The sequence below is a fragment of the Mesorhizobium sp. M7A.F.Ca.MR.176.00.0.0 genome, assembly GCF_004023165.1.
In the GTDB taxonomy this organism is placed as follows: domain Bacteria; phylum Pseudomonadota; class Alphaproteobacteria; order Rhizobiales; family Rhizobiaceae; genus Mesorhizobium.
Map to the genome: position 1 here is coordinate 20311 of NZ_RZTC01000022.1, position 23423 is coordinate 43733.

20 protein-coding genes are annotated in these 23423 nt (G+C 63.6%); 5 read left to right on the forward strand and 15 right to left on the reverse strand.

Annotated features, from left to right (window positions below; all coding sequences use genetic code 11):
- Positions 1–28: 28 nt before the first annotated feature.
- From EOB59_RS10155 to EOB59_RS10170, 4 genes are read right to left on the reverse strand one after another with little or no spacing between them, the layout of a single operon-like run.
- Positions 29–1207, reverse strand: a complete 1179-nt coding sequence (locus tag EOB59_RS10155) for an ABC transporter substrate-binding protein (protein ID WP_245486582.1) — start codon at positions 1205–1207, stop codon at positions 29–31.
- The gene (locus EOB59_RS10160; RefSeq protein ID WP_245486581.1) at positions 1092–2411 is read right to left on the reverse strand and encodes an extracellular solute-binding protein; all 1320 of its coding nucleotides are present in this window, start codon (positions 2409–2411) and stop codon (positions 1092–1094) included. The genes EOB59_RS10155 and EOB59_RS10160 overlap by 116 nt, the downstream gene beginning before the upstream one ends.
- The gene (locus EOB59_RS10165; protein WP_127255131.1) at positions 2408–3568 is read right to left on the reverse strand and encodes a CaiB/BaiF CoA-transferase family protein; all 1161 of its coding nucleotides are present in this window, start codon (positions 3566–3568) and stop codon (positions 2408–2410) included. The genes EOB59_RS10160 and EOB59_RS10165 overlap by 4 nt, the downstream gene beginning before the upstream one ends.
- A gap of 2 nt (positions 3569–3570) precedes the next feature.
- The gene (locus EOB59_RS10170) at positions 3571–4122 is read right to left on the reverse strand and encodes a MaoC family dehydratase (protein WP_128288284.1); all 552 of its coding nucleotides are present in this window, start codon (positions 4120–4122) and stop codon (positions 3571–3573) included.
- 199 nt (positions 4123–4321) lie between these two features.
- Between EOB59_RS10170 and EOB59_RS10175 the strand changes: the two genes are divergently transcribed.
- Positions 4322–5419, forward strand: coding sequence for a lactonase family protein (locus EOB59_RS10175; protein ID WP_128288285.1), 1098 nt, complete (start codon positions 4322–4324; stop codon positions 5417–5419).
- Positions 5420–5460: 41 nt separating this feature from the next.
- Here EOB59_RS10175 and EOB59_RS10180 read toward each other — a convergent pair whose 3' ends face one another.
- From EOB59_RS10180 to EOB59_RS10190, 3 genes are all read right to left on the reverse strand, one after another.
- Complete coding sequence (locus EOB59_RS10180; RefSeq protein WP_128288286.1) at positions 5461–6447, reverse strand: Tim44 domain-containing protein; 987 nt, start codon at positions 6445–6447, stop codon at positions 5461–5463.
- A 68-nt stretch (positions 6448–6515) separates the two neighbouring features.
- The gene (locus tag EOB59_RS10185) at positions 6516–6818 is read right to left on the reverse strand and encodes a zf-TFIIB domain-containing protein (RefSeq protein WP_127397117.1); all 303 of its coding nucleotides are present in this window, start codon (positions 6816–6818) and stop codon (positions 6516–6518) included.
- 233 nt (positions 6819–7051) lie between these two features.
- Positions 7052–8041 (reverse strand): zinc-dependent alcohol dehydrogenase family protein, encoded by a 990-nt coding sequence (locus EOB59_RS10190; RefSeq protein ID WP_128288287.1) that lies wholly within the window; start codon positions 8039–8041, stop codon positions 7052–7054.
- 102 nt (positions 8042–8143) lie between these two features.
- Between EOB59_RS10190 and EOB59_RS10195 the strand changes: the two genes are divergently transcribed.
- Positions 8144–9046 (forward strand): LysR family transcriptional regulator, encoded by a 903-nt coding sequence (locus EOB59_RS10195; protein ID WP_128288288.1) that lies wholly within the window; start codon positions 8144–8146, stop codon positions 9044–9046.
- 20 nt (positions 9047–9066) lie between these two features.
- Here EOB59_RS10195 and EOB59_RS10200 read toward each other — a convergent pair whose 3' ends face one another.
- The 7 genes from EOB59_RS10200 to EOB59_RS10230 form a co-directional block, all read right to left on the reverse strand.
- Complete coding sequence (locus tag EOB59_RS10200; RefSeq protein WP_128288289.1) at positions 9067–11094, reverse strand: CocE/NonD family hydrolase; 2028 nt, start codon at positions 11092–11094, stop codon at positions 9067–9069.
- Between the two features lie 48 nt (positions 11095–11142).
- Positions 11143–12120 carry an ABC transporter ATP-binding protein gene (locus tag EOB59_RS10205; protein WP_128288290.1) on the reverse strand — a complete coding sequence of 326 codons (978 nt, stop codon included), beginning with the start codon at positions 12118–12120 and terminating at the stop codon, positions 11143–11145.
- Entirely contained in the window at positions 12117–13100 is a 984-nt protein-coding gene (locus tag EOB59_RS10210) for an ABC transporter ATP-binding protein (protein WP_128288291.1), read from the reverse strand. The genes EOB59_RS10205 and EOB59_RS10210 overlap by 4 nt, the downstream gene beginning before the upstream one ends.
- On the reverse strand, positions 13097–13936 hold the full coding sequence (locus EOB59_RS10215) for an ABC transporter permease (protein ID WP_127395805.1): 840 nt from the start codon (positions 13934–13936) through the stop codon (positions 13097–13099). The genes EOB59_RS10210 and EOB59_RS10215 overlap by 4 nt, the downstream gene beginning before the upstream one ends.
- 28 nt (positions 13937–13964) lie before the next feature.
- Positions 13965–14912, reverse strand: a complete 948-nt coding sequence (locus EOB59_RS10220; protein WP_127327013.1) for an ABC transporter permease — start codon at positions 14910–14912, stop codon at positions 13965–13967.
- Between the two features lie 52 nt (positions 14913–14964).
- Positions 14965–16524, reverse strand: coding sequence for an ABC transporter substrate-binding protein (locus tag EOB59_RS10225; protein WP_128288292.1), 1560 nt, complete (start codon positions 16522–16524; stop codon positions 14965–14967).
- Between the two features lie 311 nt (positions 16525–16835).
- The gene (locus tag EOB59_RS10230) at positions 16836–17828 is read right to left on the reverse strand and encodes a membrane dipeptidase (protein WP_128288293.1); all 993 of its coding nucleotides are present in this window, start codon (positions 17826–17828) and stop codon (positions 16836–16838) included.
- 195 nt (positions 17829–18023) lie between these two features.
- Between EOB59_RS10230 and EOB59_RS10235 the strand changes: the two genes are divergently transcribed.
- Entirely contained in the window at positions 18024–19295 is a 1272-nt protein-coding gene (locus EOB59_RS10235) for an FAD-binding oxidoreductase (protein WP_128288294.1), read from the forward strand.
- 4 nt (positions 19296–19299) lie between these two features.
- Here EOB59_RS10235 and EOB59_RS10240 read toward each other — a convergent pair whose 3' ends face one another.
- Positions 19300–20232, reverse strand: a complete 933-nt coding sequence (locus tag EOB59_RS10240; RefSeq protein ID WP_206622038.1) for a LysR family transcriptional regulator — start codon at positions 20230–20232, stop codon at positions 19300–19302.
- Positions 20233–20345: 113 nt separating this feature from the next.
- Between EOB59_RS10240 and EOB59_RS10245 the strand changes: the two genes are divergently transcribed.
- Together EOB59_RS10245 and EOB59_RS10250 are read left to right on the forward strand one after the other, a co-directional pair.
- Positions 20346–21683, forward strand: coding sequence for an aromatic ring-hydroxylating dioxygenase subunit alpha (locus tag EOB59_RS10245; RefSeq protein ID WP_164895619.1), 1338 nt, complete (start codon positions 20346–20348; stop codon positions 21681–21683).
- 85 nt (positions 21684–21768) lie between these two features.
- A complete protein-coding gene (locus EOB59_RS10250) occupies positions 21769–23415 on the forward strand; it encodes an acetolactate synthase large subunit (RefSeq protein WP_128288297.1) in 1647 nt (548 codons plus the stop codon).
- Positions 23416–23423 lie beyond the last annotated feature (8 nt).

Consider the following 23423-nt stretch of genomic DNA (forward strand, 5'->3'; position numbering starts at 1 on the left):
GCCTGCTGAGAGGCTAGTTCGCGCAGCGTTATTTTGCGCAGGCGTCGGGGACCTTCGAATAATCCCAGCCCTTGGTCGGCGCCGGGTTCGAGAAATAGGCGTCGAGCCATTCCTCCGGCATCGGATCCTTCGGCGGGATCGGGAAGATCGACACGGCATCCGTCGTCATGCAGTCCTTGTACCAGGCACCGAGATCGGCGGTGTGGACAGGCGGGATCGGGATCAGCATCGTGTTCAGCTTCGGCTTCTGTCCGTCGAGCATGCGCTCGCCGACGCGGAACAGCGTTTGCGCGGTCCAGTGCGGCAGCACCGCATGGCCTTCGAAGCGGTACTTGTCGGGGTTGGCCTTCCAGTAGCCCAGCGCATCGCCGGTGATCGAGCCGGTGATCAATGGCGCCGGCCGGCCGGCTTCGGCGAAGGCTTCGGCAACGACGCGGCTTTCGCTGCCTGTCGTCCACACCGTATCGATCGGCGCCGGGTTGGTGGCGATCGCCTGCAGCACCACGGTCTTGGTGACGTTGGCCGTCCAGTTGCCGTTGACGTTGCGCGAGATCTTCAGCTTCGGATTTTCGGCCAGCGCCTTGTCCGCGCCCTGGCGCTCCTGCACGACGATCGGGTGTCCCGCGATGCCTTCGACCAGAAGGATGCTGGCGCCGTCCGGCTGCGCCTTGCCGATCGCCGCCATCATGTCATAGCCCCAGCGCGCATAGTTGGAATCGACATTGATCGCGTTCGGGCTGGTCACCGAGCCGGCCGCGGTGATGAACGGAATGCCGGCCTTGGCGGCAGCGTCGATGGCGTCGTCAAGCGCCGTCGCCGAACCCGGGATCGAGGTGATGATCGAGCACTTCTTGTCGATGAAGGCGCGGATCTGGTTGATCTGCTGGCTGGCATCGTTGTTGGAATCGGACACTTCGAAGCTGGACACCATTCCGTCGGCAATCAGCCCGTCGACAAGACGCTTCAGTTCCTTGGTCACCGTGACCCGCCACGGATTGCCCTGGTATGATTCCGAGTGGCACCATTTCCACGGCTTCGGCGGCGCGGTGAAATTGTCCCAGGCCGAGGGCAGCACTTTCTGGGGCGCGCCGTCATACTGCGCCTTGAGTTCGGTCGGCAGTCCACCGATGACGCCTTGCACATCCTGTGCAAAGGCGGTCGTTGCAAGCGAGGCAAGCGCCGTTGCGGCCAGCAGGCCGCGGATCATTCCTGTCATTCTTGTTCTCCTCCGTTCGGTTTGGTTCAGGCTCCTCCACCGCAGCGCCGGACACCTGCGCCGGGGAACTCTCCCGAAACAGGCGATTGAGATCGGCAACGACCTGTCGGGCTTGATGCCGGGAGGTCATGCCGGAAAGGATGCGTTCGGAAGCCGCCTGCTGGAACGCCATGTAGCCGTCATGGCGCGGCCGCACCCATGCGCCCTCCAGCGTCGCGCGCGTATCCCGATAGAAGTCGCCGGTTGCTTCATTGACGGCTTGATCTTCCCAGGCCGCTGCATGGCCGGGCTGGCCCCCGGCGGCGGCATAGGGGCCGCGCTGGACATCGCCGCTCGCGACCCAATAGGCGAAGTCGATCGCGGCATCCCTGGCTTTGGAAAAGGCTGAAACCGCTATGCCGGTGCCGCCAAGCGCCGAACCGACCGGGCCGCCGGAACGGATGACCGGAACATCGGCAAAGGCCAGCCGGTTCGCCCGAAAGCCATCCGTCGCATAGGACACGTAGCCATAGATCAGTGGCGCGCAGACGAACCTGGAACTGGCCTCCGCCATACGTTCGGAGACGGCAATCGGGTCCATCTCGAAACACGCGGGATCGACCAGCGCTGTGATCTCGCGCATTGCCTCGAAGACTTGGCTACCGATCTCCACATCGATCAGATCGTCGGATGAATCGGTCGTGCAGGCATGCCCGAGATTGCCGGCAAGCGTGTAGAAAACCATCAACACGTGAGGCGGCCGCAACGGCAGCAGCACGCGGTCTTGACGGGCGAGATCGAGCACCTCGCTCCAGCGCGCCGGTGGCGCACTGATCGCATCCGGCCGCCATGCCTGGACTTGGCTTGCCGCATCGATCGGGAAAGCCCATTGCCGTCCTTGCCAGTTGTAGCTCGGATAGGACTGGCCGACGCTGCCCGAGGCAAGGGCCGTGCGTTCCGCCTCGCGTCCGGCGACATCCAGCGGCTCCAGGCAGCCTTCGGCCGTGATCTGGCCGACATGCGGATGGTCGATGACGATGAGATCATAGGCGCGCGCCAGTTCCTCGACCGGAAAGGATTCGAAGTCCTGAAGTGAGCGCTTGTCCCATTCGATCACGACGCCGGTCTTCTGCTGCCATAGCGTCGAGCAGGCGACCATCGGATCGTAGCCACGCGGATGGCTCCAGGTCATGCCCTTGAGGATGGGCACGCTCACAGGCCGAACTCCGCGCGGATGGCGGCACTGTGCTCGCCGATGCGGGGCGCCGCCCGATCGACCTTGGCCCTTATGCCATCGACCCGGAGCGGCGAACTGGTGGTGAGGATCGACACATCGTCCTCGCGCGTCACAGTCTGCAGCATGTCGAGGGACTGGAACCCTTCGCTCGCCAGCATCTCCGGCCAGGTCAGCACTTTGGCGCACCAGATGTCGGCCGGCTCGAGGATATCAAGCCACTCATCGATGGTCTTGGTCGCGATCCGCTGCGCGATGATCGCCTTGATGTCGTCGCGCGCGGTGAACCAGGATGCCGGCTTGTCGCGATAGGGTGCGAGTTCGCTGAGCGACAGGAGATCGGCCAGCTTGGGGATCGGCGTCATGGCGATGGCGAGATAGCCGTCCTTGGCCGGATAGACACCGTAAGGCGCCGACAGATAGGCATGCGCACTGCGGAAACTGGAGCGCCTGGGCAGCCGGCGGCCGTCATTGAGATGCGTGGTCAGCACCTCGAACTGGAAATCGACAAGCGCTTCCAGCAGGCTGGTTTCGATGTGGCTGCCCTGACCGGTGATACCGCGCCGCACCAGTGCGGCCAGAATGCCCTGCGCACAGGCCGCACCGGCCAGCATGTCGCCGATGGCGAGGCCGAATGGCACCGGCCCCTGGTCCTCGTCGCCGTTCAACCACATCACGCCGGAACGCGCCTGCGCCAGGAGATCCTGGCCCGGGCGTTTGACCCACGGGCCGTCCTCGCCATAGCCGCTGATCGAGGCATAGACCAGGCGTGGATTGATCTTGCGGACCGCCTCATAGTCCAAGCCGAGCCGTTCGATGACGCCCGGCCGGAAATTCTGGATCAGCACGTCGGCCTTGGCCAGAAGGCCGCGCAGCGCCTCGAGGTCGGCCTCGTTCTTGAGGTCGATGGCAAGACTTTCCTTGGCCCGGTTGATGGCATGGAAGATGGTGGAATCGCCGCCGATCTCGGTGTCGCTGAGATAGAGCCGGCGCGACAGGTCGCCGCCATCCGGGCGCTCGATCTTGATGACGCGCGCGCCGAGATCGAGCAGCCTCAGCGAGCAATAAGGCCCGGACAGGAACTGGCTCATGTCGACGACGACGAGACCGGCGAGCGGCAATTCGGCTGCTGCCGGCATCGTTATTTCTCCGTCTTGCCGACGAAGTCGGCCGGGTTGCGGTACTTCACCGTCTGCAGATGCTCGCAATAGAGAACCAGCTCGCCTTCGCCCTTGAACACCTCGTAGCTGGCGCGGATCAGCCCCATCTCCTGGTAGCGGGGCTTCTTGTCGAGATTGGAGCGGATCGAATAGATCGTGTCGCCAATGAAGACGGGTTTTATGAAGCGGAGCTTGTCGTAGCCATAGGAAAAGGCGTTGACGCAGTTGGTGGCGACCAGTCCCAGGCCAGCCGAGAAGACGAAGGCGCCGGCGATCAGCCGCTTGCCGAAAATGCCTTCGCTCTCGGCAAACATCTGGTCCTGCACATAGGGGTGGATGTCGAGCACCAGCGTGTTGAACAAATGGCTGTCGCCTTCGGCCATGGTCCGTCGCAACGAGCGGATCTTCTGCCCGACCGGCCAATCCTCATAGAACCAGTTTTCGGCGTTCCATACCGGCAGCGCGGCATGATCCGCCGGCATGTTCTTGGGATACGTCGAGGCGACACCGACGGTGGATGCGAAATCGTTCATGACCGAATCCGCCAGTCCTGCCGAAGGGACCGCGCAACCATTTGAACACGCATCAAGGCGCCTGAGTGCAAGACGTCTCCTCCCGTCAATCTTCTTTTGTAAATAGTATTTTCACATATGGGGTTGCGTTGCAAGCGTGAACAGGCGAAATTTTGGCTGCTCCGGCGCGCTGAAGCGCAGGCGGGCAGGGAGGAAAATCATGCGCAAGGATTGTCTGGTCTTTGTCGGCAGCCTGAACCGGGAGGCGCCGTATTTTCAGGGCGCTCGGGGCGTCGGTCTCGGCGTCTACAGCTTTGACGAGGAAACGCTGGAAACCCGAAAACTGGCTGAAGCCGATGACGTCGACAATCCAACCTTCTTCTCGGTGACGCCGGACGGTTCACACGTCTACGCCAATTCGGAAGTCTTCACCTGGCGCGAGGGAACTGTCTCCGCCTACAGCTTCGATCGTGCCTTGGGCGCGCTCACCTATCTGAACAAGCAGCCGTCGCTGGGCAGCATCACCGCGCACAACACCATCACCCGCGACGGGACGAAGCTGCTGGTCGCCAATTACGGCATGGGGGAAGGCGGCCCGGACCGCGCGGTGGCGGTCTATTGCTTAGAGGAGAGTGGTGCCTTGTCGGCCCCGCTGGCCAGCGTCTCGCATTCCGGCAGCGGCCCGAATGCGGCACGACAGGAACGCTCGCACGCCCACAGCATTACCGAAACCATTGCCGGCGGGACAGCCATCGTCGCCGATCTCGGCATCGACCAACTGGTGTCCTACCGGATCGAGCACGATGGCAACCTGACCAAGCTTGCGGAATCCGCTTTGCCGGCGGGCGCCGGTCCGCGCCATCTTGCGCTGCATCCAAACGGACGTTTCGTCTTCGTTATGAACGAGCTGGATTCGACCATCGTGGCGATGGCGCTGGACGAAGCCTCGGGCAAGCTCACGCTCATCGACGCGAAGCCCGCGGTGCCGGCCGAGGCGCGCGACAGCAACCATTGCGCCGACATCCAGATCTCGCCGGATGGCCGTTTTGTCTACGGCTCCAACCGTGGCCATGACAGCGTCGTCATCATGGCGGTCGACCAGCAGACGGGTTCGCTGAGCCTCGTCGGCTATATCTCTTGTGGTGGCGCGACGCCGCGCAATCTGGCGCTGACGCCGTCAGGCGGCCATCTGTTTTCCGCCAACCAGAACGCCGACCGCATCTCGATCTTCGCTCGCGACGCCGAGACCGGCATACTCAGCGACACCGGGCGCGCCATCGAGATCGGCACGCCGATGTGCGTCAAGATCGTGCGCTGAACGCCGACAACTGTGAAGCCTTGGACAAAATCGCCCTGGGCTCAAGCCTGTTGTATTGCCGAGAGCTTCCAGTTCGAGCCATTCTCACGCACGAATGTCCACAGCTCGGTCGTCTCTGTCGGATGATCATCGTCGCCCGCGACGACCTTGCCGCTGGCCCGTTCGCGCGTGACGTCACGAGACTCGTAGCGCAATGCGGCCGTGGCGTAGTCGCGGTCATCCTCACGCCAGCTTTCAGCGACGTCGGCCTGCAGCAACGTGATGTCCGTTACCTCGTTCCTGAGACCTTTCTGGGCATTGTCGGCCAGCTCTTCCGACAGATAGGATACCATTTCGGGGGTAACAGCCCGGCGCAAAGCGGCATGGTCTTCGCGCCCGAATGCTTCCTGGACATCGGTCAACAGCTGCTGGAATGCGTCGAGGTCGGTCTGAGCCAGCGTGATCTCATCAGAACCGATGGCCGGAGAGCTTCCGCCCGAACCACCGCCAAAGCCGGGAATTGTGAAGGAGCCTGCAGTCTGCTGCCCTGCCGTTGCGCGGTTCTCAAATCTCGAAGCCTGGGCATGGCCGGCACCGGCGAGCGCTGGCGCAGGACCACGCGCCGATTGCGAGCGGAAGAAGCGGATAGCCAGCATTATCGCGCCACCGATGAGCAGGGCCTGAAGCAGGAAACCGAACATGCCGGCCAGGCCGCCGAAGCCTTGGCCGACGAGCAGACCGATCAGGCCGCCGAGCAGCAGGCCCCGCATCATCGTTCCACCAAAACCGCTCATGAAGCCGGGCCTCTGCGGGCCGGCCTGCGGCTGCCGGGCCGCGTTGTTCACACCGGTGTTGGGCGTCATCGAACGCTCGACCGGAGCGGTCGGGGCCGGTGCGGTCCTAGTCGGCGGTGCCGATTGGAACGTGCGCATGCCACGACTGCCGAAACTGCCGCCGCGGCGCGCCTCGGCATGGTCTATCGCGACCATCGAAAACGCCAGGAACAGTCCTGCAAAGAGGGCTGCAAATCGGCTTGTACGGGAAGTCATCGGAGATGAACCTTTGTCTCTGCGGTTTCGGAAATTTTCAGCCGTCGCCGGGTGCCGGCGTCATGCGGTCAATCGAACAACTCTTCGAAAAATGATTTCTTCCGCTTTGGATAGCGGTGGCCGTGGGAGCGGGAATAATCGTCGTCGCGGCCCTGGCCGTGTTGCGGCTGGGAGAATGCTGCCGGCTGTGGCTGCGGCGCCGGCGCCGCTTCCCTGCCGGAACGCTCGATGATCTTGTCGAGTTCTCCCCGATCAAGCCAGACGCCGCGGCACTGCGGACAATAGTCGATTTCGATACCCTGGCGTTCGCTCATCACGAGCGCAACGCGGCAGGAGGGGCAAGTCATGCCAAGGAGAGAAGTAGATGTCATACGGCGCTCCAAACCAAAAAAGAAGGAACCCGCTCGACCGAAAAGGATGAAAACGGGCCCGTTACAGCGGTCCGACATCACAGTCGCCAAAAGCGACAGTCAGAGGGGCCCGGCCCGCAGGGGACAATTAGGAATGCAGCGCCGCGCCTTCAAGGGGCGATATTGCCCGCAAGAGTGATTTGTTCGCCATCTCGCTCAGACCGTGACCACGATTTCAAATCGTCACCACGATTTCAGATCGTCACCACGATCTTGCCGAACTGCTCGTTCGACTCCAGGTGGCGATGTGCCTCGACGATTTGGTCGAACGCGAAGGTCCTATCGATGATCGGCTTTAGAGTCCCGGTCTCGAGTCCTGCGAGGATGAAAGCCTTGGCGGCCTCCAGTTTCGCCGGGTTGCCGGTGATCTCGTGGACGAGATAGCCGCGCAGCGTCAGCGTCTTGGCCAGCACGGCGAATAGCGGAAACGGTGTCGGCGCCTGGCTCAGTCCGCCATATTCGATGAGGATGCCGCTATGCGACATGGCCGCCGTCAGCGGCTCAAAGATCGGGCCGCCGACCGCATCGAACACGACGCGCACGCCTCGCGGCCCGGCGATCTGGTTCAACCGCGCCGCCAGATCTTCCTCCGTCGAGGACACGACTTCGGCCGCACCTGCCTCGAGCAGCGCCCGCATCTTCGCCGATGTTCGCGTCACCGCAATCGTCGTCGCGCCCACACTGTTGGCGATCTGGATCGCGGCAAGCCCGACACTGCTCGACGCCGCGGTGATCACCACGTGGTCTCCGCTGCGCAGCCCGGCGATATCGATCAGCGCGCCATAGGCGGTGAGGTATTGCATCCAGACCGCCGCTGCCGTTTGCCAGTCGAGCGACGGCGGGTGCTTGACGATAAGTTCCGCGGGATAAGTGGCAAGCTCGCCATAGGCCGGCCAGCGGATCATCGATTGCGGCGGGATGACACTGACGCCGTCGCCCGGCGCGAATTCCTTCACGCCGTCGCCTATAGCCTCGATGACACCCGCCGCTTCGAGACCAAGCCCCGAGGGCAGCTTCGGCGTCTCGATATAGGCACCCGCGCGCAGCAGCGCCTCGGCGCGGTTGAGGCCGAGCGCCTTGACGCGGATTTGAACTTCGCCCGGACCCGGTGGGGAAAGCTCGACGTCCTCGATGCGCAGAACCTCGGGGCCGCCATGCTGGTGAAAGCGAACCACACGTGTCATTCGGGATACTCCAAATCACCTGAACCGAATGAGCTATGCAGATAGACCTTCCGGGGATAAATGGCTGTAGAAGGAGAACAGTAGAAACCAGGAGTTCCGAATATGGACCGGCTCGAGAGCATGGCGGTGTTCGTCAGGGCCGTCGACCTCGGCTCGTTCGCGGCCGCCGCGGTCGCGCTCGACATCTCCGGACCGATGGTCGGCAAGCATGTCCGGTTCCTCGAGGAGCGGCTGGGCGTTCGCCTGCTCAACCGGACCACGCGACGGCAGAGCCTGACCGACTTGGGCCGCGCTTACTATGAACGCTGTCGGGTGGTGCTGGCCGAAGCCGAAGCCGCCGATGCGCTCGCCGCCGACCAGTTTTCAGAGCCACGCGGAAAACTGCGGGTCACCATGCCGGCGCATTTCGGTCGCCACTGCGTGACGCCCGTGCTGCTGAAACTCGCCCGGCAATATCCGATGCTGGAACTCGACCTATCTCTCAGCGATCGCTTCGCCGATCTTGCCGAGGATGGCTACGATCTCGCCATTCGGACCGGCACCCTGGACGACAAGGCGGGGGTGATCGCACGCCGCGTCGCGCGCCAGGGCATGGTCGTCTGCGCGGCACCCTCCTATCTCAGAATTCATGGCGAACCGCGATGCATCGAGGATCTCGCCGATCATCATGCCATTATCTACCGCCGGCTCGGTCAGGTCGTTCAACCCTGGCTGTTCATGCGCGAAGAGCAACCCGCGCTCGAGATCACACCAACCGGCCGGCTTCGGCTCGACGATCTCGACGCCATCGGCGATGCGGCTGCCGACGGCATGGGCCTTGCCTGGTTGCCCTGGTGGCTGGTGCGCGAGCGCATTGAAGCCGGCGTTCTGCTGGCGCTGTTGCCGGATCAGCCGCGATATCTCTACGACTGCCACGCGCTTTGGCTGCAGACACCGCATTTGCCGCTGAAGGTGCGGCTGGCCGTCGATGCGCTGGCCGCCGCCTTGCCGAAGTCGATGGCTTAGACGCAGCGTCGCAGCCGCTTTCAGTTGAGATCGCGCGGATACTCCTTGACCTCGCTGCGGTCGACGATCAGCTCATCGCCATCATGGGCGGTGATGTGGGTCTCGATCCGCCAGACCTTTCGCAGCGCCCTTACCGTCGCCTTCACTGAAAGCCGCACCTGCCAGTCGCCGCGACCATAGGACTTGTCCCAGGTGCAGGTGCCGACCGCCGAGTTCGGATCGTCGGGGTGGATGATGAACCGGTCGACATGCCTCGCCGAGAGCACCATTCCCGTATGCGGATGCCGCACCGTGCCGCCATCATTGACGACCTGGTAGACGGTCTCGCCGGTGACCTGGTCCGTCGACACCGAGCGCTGAAAACCGTCGCCCTTGGCCAGCACCTCCTGCTCCATCGGCGCGGCGCTTTCCGGAGTCAGGAAAACCCCCAGTGTGTCGTCCAGCTTCTGCTGCGCGCGCACCGGCAGGATCAGCCGGCTGTCGCCGCAATGGATCGACAACGTCGCCTGCTCGGCCGTCGGGAAGACGATCGGCCAATGCGATGTCGCCAGCGCCAGCCGGATACGCTCGCCGACCTCGAAACGCTGCCCGCAGCAGCGCAGCTTGATGCGCACCGTCTCCGCCTGGCCCGGCACCATGGGTGCGATGTCCAGATCATCGTTGCGATGGCTCAGATTGAGGATGCCGTAGCTGATACGCGAGGCGGCACCTTCAGGAAATACCTGCGACAGCGTGGCGGACAGAAGGGCGACGGGCTTGTCGGAGGAGAGCTTGACCTCGAATTCGGGGAAGCCAAGGATCTCGACCGCTTCGGTCAACGGCGCCGTCTCGAAGATCAGGGCATTGCCTTCTTCCATGCGCTGGTCGACCGGCAAGGTCGGCATCACGCCATAACCGCACCAGGCGCCGGACGACAGACCGGCCGTCTGCGGCGATGAAATCTCCAGAACCGCGTTTTCGCCCTTGGCTTCGCTCAGCACATGCGGCGCAAGGTGCAGCACCTTTTCGCCGACGCCGGGTCCCGGCCACGCCGGTTCCGCCACCCAGCGGCCGGGCCGCTCGTCATAGATCGCCGCCGGCCGTGCGGGATCCTGGATCCAGGCGCGCAGCATCGGCTCGTCGGCAATGCCGGTGTCGATGCCCTTGAGATATTGATCCCACCAGCGCAGGCACTCCTGCAGGAAGCCGATACGCGGGCCGGGCATGGCGAAGTGCGGATATTTGTGGCCCCAGGGTCCGATCAGGCCCTTGCGAGGGCCGCTCAGCTTTTCCAGCATCCGGAAGATCGGATTGGGATAGCCGTCGGCCCAGCCGCCGACGGCATAGACCGGGATCTCGACATCGGCATAATCCTCGCAGATTGAACCGTGCTTGTAGAAATCGTCGCGGCGCTGGTGTTCGAACCAGTCCTGCATCCAGATGCCGTTGCCGTTCAGCCGTTGCTCCCAAAGATCGCGCCAGCGGTCGCCGACGATGAGCGGATCCGGTGGCGTCATGGCGATGGCCCAGGCGGTGGTTCCCCACATCAGATTGTCGCACATCATCGCGCCGCCGAGATAATGCACGTCATCATTATAGCGGTCGTCGGTCGAGCACAGCGAGACGACGGCTTTCAGCGCCGGCGGGCGGCGGGCGGCGACCTGCAGCCCGTTGAAGCCGCCCCAGCTGATGCCGATCATGCCGACACTACCCGAGCACCAGGATTGCCCAGCCAGCCATTCGATGACCGCCAGGCAGTCATCCTGCTCCTGCTTCAGATACTCACCCTTGCACAGCCCCTCGCTGTCGCCCGAGCCGCGCATATCGACCCGCACGCCGGCATAGCCGTGACCGGAGAAATAGGGATGCGTCAGCGCATCGCGCTCCACCGTTCCGTCACGCTTGCGATATGGCAGATATTCGAGGATCGCCGGCACCGGATCGGCCTCCGCGTCTTCCGGCAACCAGATGCGTGCGGCCAGCTTGACGCCGTCCGGCATCGGAATCCACAAATTCTCGATCTCGCGGACTTTTCGCGGGAAATCGGTGACGACGCGGATATCATGCATGGTGGCTCCTCTCAACGCCCCGGCCGACACTTGCGCCGGTGGCGATCCTTATGTGTTCAGCGGGAAATGGCAGGTCAGGCGGCTGTCGCCAACCGCGGCCGGGACGGGGACATCCACCGCGCAGCGGCCTTGGGCCTGCGGACAGCGTGTGTGAAATTCGCAGCCTGAAGGGCGCGCCAACAAGGACGGAACGTCAGCCGGCAGCGTGATGCGCTGATGCACCCTGTCGGGATCGGGCTCTGGATTGGCCGAGAGAAGGGCCGCCGTATAGGGATGATGCGGCGCGCGGAAGATCGCTTCGGTTTCGCCCTGTTCGATGAAGCGTCCGAGATACATCACCGCCATGCGGTCGGCGATCTGGCGCACGACATGCAGATTGTGGGTGATGATCAGCATCGACAGGCCCATGCGGTCGCGCAGATCGTTGAGCAGGTTCAGCACCTCTCCCTGCACGGAGACGTCGAGGCCGGCGGTCGGTTCGTCGGCGACGACCAGCACCGGGTCCAGCGCGATCGCCCGCGCCACACCGACGCGGCGTGCCTGGCCGCCGGAAAGCTGGTGCGGGTAGCGGTCGGCGAAATCGCGCGGCAGTCCGACCAGCGCAAGAAGCCGTGTGACTTCGGCGTTGAGATCGCGATCCGATAGTCCGTGGATGACGAAAGGCTCCGACAGCAGCGAGCGCACGCTGAGCCGTGGTGACAGCGATCCGACCGGATCCTGGAACATCATCGGCATGCGTCGCCGCACCGGTTTCATCGCGGCGTTGGACAGGCCTTGCAGTTCCTGCCCTTCAAACAGGATCGTGCCCGCTTTCACCGGCTGAAGACCGTTGAGCGTGCGCGCCAGCGTCGTCTTGCCCGAGCCGGATTCGCCGACCAGCGCGAAGGTGCTGCCTCGTTGAAGCGTGAAGCTGACACCGGACACCGCTTCGATCTCGGTGGCCCGCCCCGCGAGCCTGGCGGACAGGCCGCCAACCCGGAACGAGACGCGCAAATCGCTGACGCGGAGCAGGTCGTCGGAGCTCATGCGTTCATCGCTCCCAAGGGAATGTCCGCATGCCAGCAGTGGGCGATGTGAGACCCACCGAGGACTGCGCTGGGGGGCGGCGTCAGGCATTGGGCGTCGGCGCGATCGCAGCGCGGCTGGAAGACGCAGCCGCTCGGCCGGCGGCGCAGGTCCGGTAAGGTCCCGGCAATGGTCGGCAGGCGGGCAACCCGCTGCGACAGCCGGGCCGGATCGCAGGCCAGCAGCTTCTGCGTGTAGGGATGTCGGGCGTCGTGGAATATCTCGCGGGTCGTGCCGCTCTCCACCACCTCACCGGCATACATCACGATCATCTCGTCGCAGAGTTCGGCAATCACGCCCAGATGATGCGAGATGAACAGCACCGAGCAGCCGATGTCGCGCTGCAGATCCTTGAGCAGTTCGATAGTGGCCACCTCCAGCGTCGCATCGAGCGCAGTCGTCGGCTCGTCGGCGATCAGCAGCGCCGGTTCCATCATCAGCGCCATGGCGATGGCGATGCGCTGCTTCATGCCGCCGGAGAACTCGTGCGGAAACTGCGTCAGCCGGCTTTCCGGATCGGGAATGCGAACCTTGCGCAGCATTGCGACCGAGCGCGCATCCTTGTCCCGCTTCGACAGGTTCGAGCGATACTGGATGTCGCGCATCTGGCGCCCCACCGACAGCACCGGGTTGAGCGCACCCATCGGGTCCTGGAAAACGGTGGCGATCCTGAGACCGCGCAAGCCGCGCATCGCGGTGGGGTCGAGCCGGGCAAGGTCCTTGTCGCCCTCGAAGATGATCTCGCCCGATGTGATTTCACCATTGTCGGCGAGCAGGCCGAGAATGGCGTTGATGAGCGTCGATTTCCCGCAGCCGGATTCGCCGACCACGCCGACGCTGCGGTTGGCCGGCACGGAAAAGCTCACCTGCTTCAGCGCCTCCAATCGCCCACTCTCGGTGTGGAAGGCGACGCTCAGATTCTTGACCTCGAGAACCGTCATGAGCGTCCCTTCAGCCTGGGATCGAAGAGGTCGCGCAGCGTCTCGCCGAAGAAGGTGAAACCGAGTGTCGTCAGCACGATCGGCAGGCCGCCGGCAATCACGATCCAGTAGGAATCGCGAATGTTGGCGAAGCCGTCATTGAGGATCGCGCCCCAGCTCGGCGTCGGCGGCCGCACGCCGAGCCCGAGGAAGCTCATGCCGGCCTCGATCGCCACCACCACGGGAATGTCCATCGATATCAGGATCAGGATCGGGCCGATGATGTTGGGCAGGATGTGGACGCGCAGGATGCGGCCCGCACTGGCGCCCATCGAGCGCGCCGCCATGACATGTTCGGCTGATTTGAGCACCAGCGTCTGGGTTCTGATGATGCGGGCATAGCCCGGCACATTGACCAGCATCACCACCAGCACCACCGCGTAGAGCGAGGGGCCGAACAGGGTGACCAGCGTTAGCGCCAGCATGACGGTGGGAAAGCTCTTCACGGCGTCGAAGATAAGCAGCAGCACATTGTCGAGCCAGCGCGGCCCATAGCCTGCGATCAGCCCCAGCACGACGCCGACAACCAGCGACACCGCTGTCGCGCCCAGCGCGATCAAAAGCGCGACGCGCCCGCCATAGAGCACCCGGGTGAGAAGATCGCGGCCGAGATGGTCGGTGCCGAGCAGATGCAGGAGGCTAGGCGAAGCGAAACGTTCGGCCGGCGATATCTTGCTCGGCGCATAGCTGGTCAGGCCGCTGGCGAACACCGCCGACAGCACCACCACCGTCACCAGCGTCAGGCCGATGGCGCCCAGCGGTTCGCGCATGATGCGGCGCACGGTGCGCCATATCATGCCGAGACGGAAGCTGCGGGATGGCAGCTCAGTTGAAACTTGATCTGACACGGGGATCCAATAGGCCGACCAGAATGTCGGCCGCTACGTTGACGAGGACGAAGAAGACCGTGGTGACCAGCACGGCTCCGGAGACGATGGGGTAGTTGCGCACCGAGATCGCCTCATAGACCAGCTTGCCGATGCCGGGGCGGGCGAAGACGATTTCGGCGAAAACGGAAGACGACAGCATGTGGCCGATGCCGACGCCGAGCAAGGTGATGGTCGGCAGCACGGCGATGCGCAGCGCATAGGTGTAGACGATCCGGTGCTCGGTCAGGCCGAAGGCGCGCGCCGTGCGGATATGGCTGGCCTCCAGCGTCTCCAGCATCGAGGCGCGCACCATGCGCGAGATGTAGCCGATCCAGCCAAGGCCGACCGCCAGAGACGGCAGGATGAGGTGCTGAAGCCGGCTGGCGAGGTCGCCCGGTTCGCCGGCGCCGATCGCCGGCAGCCATTGCAGGGCGACCGCAAACACCAGCAGCGAATAGATGGCGACGACGAAGGATGGCACGGCGATCATCGCCACCGACAGCACCCCGATCACCTGATCGACAAAACCGCCGCGCCGCACCGCCGCGATGCAGCCAAGCGGGATGCCCAGCGCCACCGACCACGTGATGCCGCCGACCACCAGCGCCAGCGTGAACGGAAGCTGTTCCATCACCACGTCCAGAACTGGCCGATCTGATAGCACCTCGGTGCCGAGATCGCCGCGCAGGACCGATCCGTAGAAATGTAGGAACTGCCGCCAAACCGGCTGGTCGAGGCCCATGCGTACGCGCAGCGCCTCCATCATCTCCGGCGTCGCGCGCGGCCCCAGCGCGACGGAGGCCGGGTCGCCGGGAATAAGGTAGACCATGGCGAACATCATCATCATGGCGACGCTGATGATGATGGCGCCAAGCCACAGACGCTTGAGGGCGTAGCGGATCATTTCCAGTACCTGTCGGACGGTCTTTGGCGGGAACGAGCCCCGCCCGCCGATGTCATGCCGGTTTGAAGTCGGTGAACACGGGTTCGCCGTTCGGCTTCAGGCCGGCCACTAGCGTGTCTCGATTCATGATGCCGGTGACCTCATGCGTCAGGAAAACGTAGTTGCCGTTCTCCTCCATCAGGTCCTGCAGCTTCTTGTAGATGACATCGCGTTTTGCCGGGTCGAGCTCGACCATGCCCTCGGCGTTGAGCTTGTCGAATTCCTCGCTTGAAAAACGCTCCCAGTTCCACACACCGATCTGGTCGCGGGTAAACCAGGCGGTGGCCCAACTCGGATCCGGCTGCATGGAGAAGCGGCTGATGATCATCTGCAGCTTTTTCCAGTAGTCGCCTTCCTTGGCGCCAAGCGTCCAGAAAGTGCCGCTGTCGTTCTGCTTGATCTCCACATTGAGGCCGACATCCTGCAGGTTCGACTGCACGACCTGCGCCGCGGTCAGCCGCTCGGTCTTGTTGAGGATGTCGAGCGTGATCGTGGTGCCGGCCAGCCCCTCCTTGGCGATCATGTCGCGGGCGCGGTCCGGATCGAAATCGAAGAGGTTCTTCTCGCGATGGCCGGGCAGGCCGGGCGCGATGATGCCGGTGGCGGTGGCGGCGGCGCCGAAATAGGCGGCGTCGACCACTGCCTTGCGGTCCACGGCGTACTGAACCGCGCGGCGCATGTTCGGATTGTTGAAGGGAGCGACATCCTGGTTCATGCCGAGCCAGACAAAGGCCAGCGAAGGCTTCTCGACGACGGTCGTCTTTGGCGGCGGTGTCTGCTTCAGCCGCGAGATCGAGGAGACCGCGGTCCAGGTGTAGTCGAGGTCGCCGGCCTCATAGCCAAGTTCGGCGGTCTTCTCGTCCTCGATCGGATGGATGTGGATTTCCGCGAAGGCGCCTTGCTCGTACTTCCAGTCGGGATTGCGCACCAGCACGGTGCGCTGCTTGGGCAGCCATTCCTTCAGGATGTAGGGGCCCGACTGGGCCACCGGCTTGACGCCCATCTTGCCACCGAGTTCGGTGATGGCGCGCTTCGACAGGATGGTGCCGGACGGCGTCGGCAAGGTCGACGTCCATAGCGGCGCGAAGGCCTGCTTCAGATGGATCAGGCCGGACAGCTTGTCCTTGACCTCGACCTCCTTGAGCGTCGCCCAGTCGCCGGAATAGGGGCTCTTGTTGGCGGGATCGGCGATGCGTTCGATCGAAAACTTGACGTCTTCGGCCGTCATCTGGCCGTAGCCATCGGTGAAGCCGATATTGTCGCGCAGCTGGAAGGAGACGGTCAGCGGATCGAGCTGCTTGATCGTTTCCGCCGCCATCGGCCGCCAGCCCCAGCTATCGCCCGGCGTGGTGACGACGAGGCCGGCGAAGATGACGCTGGTGATGTCGCCTTCGGGGGCCGCCAGCCGGAAACAAGGGTCGAGCGTCTGGATGTCGGCGTAGGAGCGCACCTTCAGGATCGGACCGTCGCTCGACCAGGAAATTTTCGGATTGACCATTGAGGCGAGGCCGAAAGCGCCGGCTCCTGCGAGCAGGCTACGGCGCGAAACCCTGGTGTCGGCTAGAATGGACATGCTCTACCCCTCTGCTGTTTTCGTTGTCTTGTTTCCGGCCGTTGGCCATTCTCCAAGCCGGGCCGAATGTGTCTGTCAGCTAAAACTGCTAATAATAGACATCTATGTCTAGCGAAAATTTTGCCGGCATGTCCGAATCTTGGATACGGACGATCTTGCGGGAAATCTCGATATCCGATCCGACCCCGTCGCTGCGTCGGCATGGGCAAGCGGCTAAGCGCGAAATGTGATCGCGCACACGGTGCGGCCTGGCCCGCCATTCGGTGGGGCCTGGATCAAGAGCTGGAGCGGAGACGCGCTCTCCGCTACCTTCACTTCCAGATTTCGGCCGCCAGGCGCACGAAATTGCCGCCCAGGACGTTGCGCACGGTCTGCTCGGACTGGCCGCGGCGCAGAAGCACATCGGTCAGTTCGCGCATCTGGCCGGGAGCCGCGTAGGTCGTCGCCCCTTCCGGATATTCGCTCTTGGGCCAGAATTGCGGATTGTCGGAAATGATACGGTCGATGCCTTTGACGTCGACGGGGAAGGCGTAGTCCAGCCCGATGCCGACATGATTTGGGCCAGCCAGGTCGACGAGATATTCGATGTGGTCAGCCAGCCTGTCCGAGTCCGTGCGTCCCTCTCCCAGGAAACGATTGAGCCCTACGATCGCGACGATGCCGCCGGTGCGCGCGCAGGCCTTGATCTGCTCGTCGGTGATGTTGCGGCCATGGCCGCACAAGGCCTTGGCGTTGGAGTGCGAGAAGATGACCGGCCGGTTGGAATACTCCATCACCTCCATCGAGGTGCGATAGCCGGTGTGGGTGACGTCGACGAACATGCCGAGTCGGTTCATCTCGTCGATGACCTGGCGGCCGAACGCCGTCAGGCTGGTCTCGACATCGTGGCAACCGCCGCCGGCGAGGTTGTTCCTGTTATAGGCGAACAGGATCTGGCGCACGCCCAGATGGTGATAGAACTCCACCATCTCGATGCGGCCGTCGAGTGCGTTCATGCCCTCGATGTCGAAGGTGATCGCCAGTTTGCCCTCGAGCTTGGCCTTGCGGATTTCCGCGACCGAGGAGACCAGCGTGTAGTGCTCGGGATTGGCAAGGATCCAGTGGCGGAAATTTGCGAGCGTCCGCACTGTCTGCTCCCAGGGCAGCAGGTCGAAGCCGACATCGATCGACAGATAGTCGATGCCGGCGTCGCGCCAGATCTGCAGATTGTTCAGGTCCGCAGCCGGGTCCGGCATGAAGCCGGAATGTGCGTCCCATATGATTTCAGTGTCGAAAATGGCCCTGGCGGCAGTCGAAACGCTCACTTTTTCCTCACTCTCTTGGCAACGCCGACATGACGGAAGGCCGGATCAAGCAGCGTTCCGGACGTGCGATCCAGATGCAGTGCGCATCAAGTATCAGGCCACAGACACATGTGTCTAGACAGCTCCGAACGGGCCTGTATGGTCGCCGTCGCTGCATGTCGCTCCGACCGGACCATCGGCAAAGGGAGAACAAAGATGAGCTCAAACGGAAGCCATGGCGGGAGCGATAGCAGGCATATCGCCGTGATCGGCGGCGGCATTATCGGTTGCAGCGCGGCTTTCCATTTGCTGCGGTCCGGCGTGCGCCGGGTGACGGTCATCGATGCCGGCCAGCCGGGTGCCGCGACCACCAGCGCCGGCGCGGGCTTCGTCTCCCATTGGTCCGCCGGCATGATCCCGCTCGGTGAAGAAGGCCTTCAACTGCAGCAATATGGCCTCGATTTCTATCGCAGGCTGCACGAGGTCGGCGTCGAGATCGGTTATCGGCCAAACGGCACCTTGATCATGGCGCTGACCGAGGAAGGGCGCGAGCGTTTCGTCCGACCGGTGCTGGACTCACCCTATGCCCCACCGGAAATGCAGGATTTGAACGCCGCGCAGATCGGCCAGAAGATGCAGGGCCTCATCGATCCGGCGCGGGTCCATTCGGCCGCCTACAATCCGCATGGCATCCAGCTCGACACCAAGCTGGCGATGGGGGTACTGACCGGCCAGATCAGCGAGCTCGGCGGTGTTTTTTGCAGCGGCACACGCGTAACGGCCGTCCATGATGCCGGTGACCGGGTGACCATCGAGACCGATCAGGGCAGCCTTGAGGCTGACGGCGTGATCGTTGCCGCCGGCGCCTGGAACAACCAGGTCATGTCAGGCCTCGGCTGGAAGTTGCCGCTGCTGCGCGTCGTCGCAACGCGCATCGTCACCGACGATCGCGGGCTGCCGTCGACCATTCCCACGGTCCAGTGCCGCGAATTGCGGCTGTGGCTGCGCGAAACATTCGGCGCCGTCATGTGGGGAACCGGCCGGCATTACAAACCTCTCTACAAGACCGACGACAACGAGATCGAACCTGGCCAGCCGCACAATATCGAGCTGATGCGGGAGACCTCCGAGCAGGAGCTTGCCGAGTTGCAGACTGTGTTCCCGCCGCTGCGCGGTTCGACGATCGCGAGCTGGGCGCAAGGCGTGCCGTGCTACACGCCCGACAACGGCCTTGTCGTCGGCAAGGTGCCCGGCAGCGACAATGTCGTGGTCGTCGGCGGCGACAATGAGAGCGGCGTCACCCATGGACCGGGTCTTGGCCGGCTATCCTGCGAACTGGTCCTCGGGCACACCCCGTTCGTTTCCGCCGAGCGGTTCCGTGTCGATCGCTACGCCTCCGATGCCTTCAAGTCGGAGGCCGAGATCGAGGCCGCCATGCCGGCCTGGGGCGCGCGTCATGAAGCGTCGCGGTTTGGTCGCGAGGCCTGATCTGTCAGCTGTCGCCGACGCTTGCCTGCAAGCTGTCGCCGACGCTGGCCAGCAGCGCCTGCGCCACCGCCCTGACCACCGGGCCGGCATTCTTCCTCATGACGATGTGGAAGGAGCCGGCGTGGCGACGCGAGGCCTTCGTCAGCCGAACGAGCTGGCCGCGGCGCAGATGCTCGTCGGCAAACCCCGCCCAGGCGAGTGCCGCGCCGCGCCCGGCGATGGTTTCATGGATCATCGACATGTAGCTGGTGAACCGAGGCCCATCGAGTTTCCGCTCGGTTCCGATCCATGACTGCCAACTGTCGATCGCGCCGGGCGGCGTCACCTGGTGCAGCAGCGGCACCGCCAGGAAAGCCTCGGGGTCCTCCGAGGCGAGCCCCGGGTAACGCGCCAGGAACGCCGGTGCGCAAACCGGGAACCATTCGCCGTCGAGCAGTTTGTCGGCCACGAATTCGGGCCATTGCCCGGCTTCGCCGAAACGGATCGACAGCGCCACTTCGGGCTGGTCGAAATCCCTGTAATCGGTGGATGTCTGCAAAAGCACCCGGTCGCCGGCCACCCGCGATGTGATGAGGTCGAAGCGCGGCATCAGCCATGCCTGCGCGAAATCGTGGCTGCAGCCGACCACGAATGTATCGCTGTCGTGCGCGGTCAAATCCTCGACCGCTTGCCTGATGGTGCCGAGACCCTCGCGGATCGCTTCGGCCAGCGTGTTGCCGGCCCCGGTGACGGCGACGCGGTTGCCTTTGCGCGTGAACAGCTCGACCGACAACTGGCGCTCGAGGTTGGCGACATGCCTGCTGACCGCCGATTGTGCGATGTTGAGCTCCTGCGCGGCCAGCGTCAGCCCGCCATGCCTGGCGGCAGCCTCGAAGACGACCATGGCGTTCAGCAGGGGAAGCGATGTCTTGAGGGTTTTCACGATCCGAACCTGCATTCATGCCTTTTCGATATGGAGGTCTATCATTTCTGTATTTGCCACAAGCCTTTCCGCATCGCACACTCTATCGAAAAATCATCCTAACGCCAGCGAGCAGAAAGGTGTTTGCCGTGCAGGCCTACACACCGAACAGCCAGCCTATCGATAGAAGCGAGACCGTCAGGCTGATCGACCGGCAACGTCCGGACTGGTCGCTGGAACAGGCCTTCTATGCCGACCCGGCGATCTTCGCGCTGGAACGGGACTTGTGGTTTCCGCGCCAATGGATGCTTGTCGCCCATTCCAGCGAGGTGCCTGAAAAGGGCCGCTACATCGTGCGCCAGCTGTTCGACGAGGAGATCATCGTCGTGCGCTTCGGCGATGGCGAGGACGACATCGCGGCCTATTACAATGTCTGCACCCATCGCGGCTCGCGGCTCTGCGCCAAAGATGGTCGCGGCAAGCTTCTGGTCTGTCCCTATCATGCCTGGTCGTTCAGGCTGACCGGCGAACTGAAATCACGGCAGGACCTTCCAGCAAGCGTCGACCCGGAAGCGCTGGGACTGCACCGCGTGCCCTGCAAAAGTTTCGGCGGCCTCGTGTTCTGCGGCCTCGATGCCAACTCGTTGCCCGATATCCAGCCTGTCGCGGACGGGCTGACCGCCGGGTTGTGCGAAAACGGCCTCGACCGTGCACGCATCGTCGCACGCAAGAACTATCTGACCAAGGCGAACTGGAAGCTGGTGCTCGAGAACTTTCTCGAATGCTATCACTGCCGGCCGGCTCATCCCGAATATTACCGCGTCAACGGCCATGTCAAAGTGACCGCGACCCGCGATGCCGACAAGGCGGTCGAGTGGCAGAACGAAATCGAGGCCTGGCACAGCGTCATCGGCGATGCCGAGTTCCACAAGGGCGCATGGCAAGCAGGCGACCTCGACACGATGCCGTTTGCCATGCACCGCAAGCCGATCGGCTCCGGCCGTAACACGCTGTCCAATACGGGCGAGGGGGTCTCGTGCCTGATGGGTGGTCGTCACGCCTATGATGGCGGCGAAAGCGGCTTTCGCCTCGGACGCCTGTCGTTGGCAAGTGCTGCCAATGATTATGTCACGCTGTTCCAGATGATACCGCGCAACGCCATGGAAACAGACGTCATCCTGACCTGGCTCGTCGACAAGGATGCCGATAACGACGTCGACGCCGATGCGATCAGTTGGATGTGGGACGTCACCACGGTGCAGGACAAGAAGATCACCGAAGACAATGCCGACGGCATCATGTCCCGTGCCTACCGGCCGGGCCCTTATACGCCGCTGGAAAGCCAGACCTCGTTCTTCGTGCAGACCTATCTGTCGGAACTGCGCTCGCTGATCACCGGCACGCGCGGCGCGCCGGTCAGCCAGTGGTCCGCGCCGAAGGAACTTTTCGCTTCGCCGAAGGCGGCGAGCTGCAACACGCGGCTCTGACCCGCGGCCGAAGATGCCTCTTTGAGGCGTCGCATTCCGATGCCATATGAAGGTGGCCGACGGAATGTTGCGGGAGAGACAGTTTATGACCAAAGGTTCGGACTTGTTCGTCGCGGCCCTCGAGAACGAAGGGGTCGAACGGATTTTCGGCATTCCCGGCGAAGAAAATCTCGATATCGTCGAATCCATCCGCCGCTCCTCGATCCAGCTGATCCTGACCCGCCACGAGCAAGCAGCCGCTTTCATGGCCGCCACCTATGGCAGGCTCACCGGCAAGGCAGGTGTGTGCATCACCACGCTTGGCCCAGGCGCGCTCAATCTTTCGACCGGTTCGGCCTATGCGCTGCTCGGCGCGATGCCGATGATCATGATCACCGGCCAGAAGGGCATCCTGTCATCCCGGCAAGCGCGCTTCCAGATCGTCGATATCGTCGCGGCGATGAAGCCGCTGACCAAGCTGTCGCGCCAGATCGTCTCGCCGAAGATGATCCCCTCGCTGGTGCGCGAAGCTTTCCGTGTCGCCCAGGAAGAGCGTCCCGGCCCCGTACATCTTGAACTGCCGGAAGACATTGCGGCGGCCGAGTGTGAACCGATCGCGCTGGTGCCGACGCACCCCGTCGAACTGCCGCTGGCCAGCCCGGGCGCGCTTGATCGCGCCGCCCGTATGATCATGGAAGCCAGGCGTCCGCTGTTGATGTTCGGCGCGGCGGCGTCGCGACCGCGCGTGACCCCCGATGTCGCGCAGTTCGTGCTGCGGACGCAAATTCCCTATTTCACCACGCAGATGGGCAAGGGAACCGTGCCCGGCGGCACGGAGCTCTATATGGGAACGGCAGCCCTTTCGGAGCGCGACTATGTGCACGAGGCCATCGAGCAGGCCGATCTGATCATCACCATCGGTCACGACACCGTGGAGAAGCCGCCCTTCATCATGGGAGCGAAGGGGCCGAAGGTCATTCATGTTGGCTACCATTCAGCCGATGTCGAGCAGGTCTATTTCCCGCAAGCCGAAATCGTTGGCGACCTCGGTCCTTCGCTGGCGCTGTTGGCCGACCGCATCGAGGGCAAGATCCCCAACGCACAGGCCTTGCTGCCGCTGCGGGAAGGCATTCTGAGCCGGATCGCCGCGCGCGCCACCGAAGACCGTTTCACGCCGCAGCGCATCGTGCATGACGTGCGCGCCGTGATGCCGGCGGACGGAATCCTGGCTCTCGACAACGGCATGTACAAGATCTGGTTCGCGCGCAACTACCGGACGCGCATGGCAAACACGATCCTGCTCGACAATGCGCTGGCCACCATGGGCGCGGGCTTGCCGTCGGCGATGATGGCGGCACTGCTCTATCCGCAGCGCCGTGTCATGGCCATCTGTGGCGATGGCGGGTTCATGATGAACAGCCAGGAACTGGAAACCGCCGTCAGGCTCAAGCTCAACCTGGTCGTCCTGCTGCTCGAGGACCACGCCTACGGCATGATCCGCTGGAAGCAGGCGGTCGATGCGTTCCCGGATTTCGGCATGACCTTCGGCAATCCCGATTTCGTCAAGTATGCCGAGGCCTATGGCGCCAAGGGGACCAGGGTTGCGGAGATCACCGACTTGCGGCCGGTGCTGGAACAGGCCTTCACCGGCGGCGGCGTGCATCTCGTCGTCGTGCCCATCGACTATTCCGAAAACACCAGGGTGCTTGTCGACGAACTGCGCGAGCGGCTGCCAGCGCCGCAGACGCCCTGACGGCAGCG

Coding starts and splice junctions, on each gene's coding strand:
- EOB59_RS10155 (WP_245486582.1), bottom strand. CDS start 1,207: ATGATCCGCGGCCTGCTGGCCGCAACGGCGCTTGCCTCGCTTGCAACG.
- EOB59_RS10165 (WP_127255131.1), bottom strand. CDS start 3,568: ATGCCGGCAGCAGCCGAATTGCCGCTCGCCGGTCTCGTCGTCGTCGAC.
- EOB59_RS10170 (WP_128288284.1), bottom strand. CDS start 4,122: ATGAACGATTTCGCATCCACCGTCGGTGTCGCCTCGACGTATCCCAAG.
- EOB59_RS10175 (WP_128288285.1), top strand. CDS start 4,322: ATGCGCAAGGATTGTCTGGTCTTTGTCGGCAGCCTGAACCGGGAGGCG.
- EOB59_RS10180 (WP_128288286.1), bottom strand. CDS start 6,447: ATGACTTCCCGTACAAGCCGATTTGCAGCCCTCTTTGCAGGACTGTTC.
- EOB59_RS10185 (WP_127397117.1), bottom strand. CDS start 6,818: ATGACATCTACTTCTCTCCTTGGCATGACTTGCCCCTCCTGCCGCGTT.
- EOB59_RS10190 (WP_128288287.1), bottom strand. CDS start 8,041: ATGACACGTGTGGTTCGCTTTCACCAGCATGGCGGCCCCGAGGTTCTG.
- EOB59_RS10195 (WP_128288288.1), top strand. CDS start 8,144: ATGGACCGGCTCGAGAGCATGGCGGTGTTCGTCAGGGCCGTCGACCTC.
- EOB59_RS10200 (WP_128288289.1), bottom strand. CDS start 11,094: ATGCATGATATCCGCGTCGTCACCGATTTCCCGCGAAAAGTCCGCGAG.
- EOB59_RS10205 (WP_128288290.1), bottom strand. CDS start 12,120: ATGAGCTCCGACGACCTGCTCCGCGTCAGCGATTTGCGCGTCTCGTTC.
- EOB59_RS10210 (WP_128288291.1), bottom strand. CDS start 13,100: ATGACGGTTCTCGAGGTCAAGAATCTGAGCGTCGCCTTCCACACCGAG.
- EOB59_RS10215 (WP_127395805.1), bottom strand. CDS start 13,936: ATGATATGGCGCACCGTGCGCCGCATCATGCGCGAACCGCTGGGCGCC.
- EOB59_RS10220 (WP_127327013.1), bottom strand. CDS start 14,912: ATGATCCGCTACGCCCTCAAGCGTCTGTGGCTTGGCGCCATCATCATC.
- EOB59_RS10225 (WP_128288292.1), bottom strand. CDS start 16,524: ATGTCCATTCTAGCCGACACCAGGGTTTCGCGCCGTAGCCTGCTCGCA.
- EOB59_RS10235 (WP_128288294.1), top strand. CDS start 18,024: ATGAGCTCAAACGGAAGCCATGGCGGGAGCGATAGCAGGCATATCGCC.
- EOB59_RS10240 (WP_206622038.1), bottom strand. CDS start 20,232: ATGCAGGTTCGGATCGTGAAAACCCTCAAGACATCGCTTCCCCTGCTG.
- EOB59_RS10250 (WP_128288297.1), top strand. CDS start 21,769: ATGACCAAAGGTTCGGACTTGTTCGTCGCGGCCCTCGAGAACGAAGGG.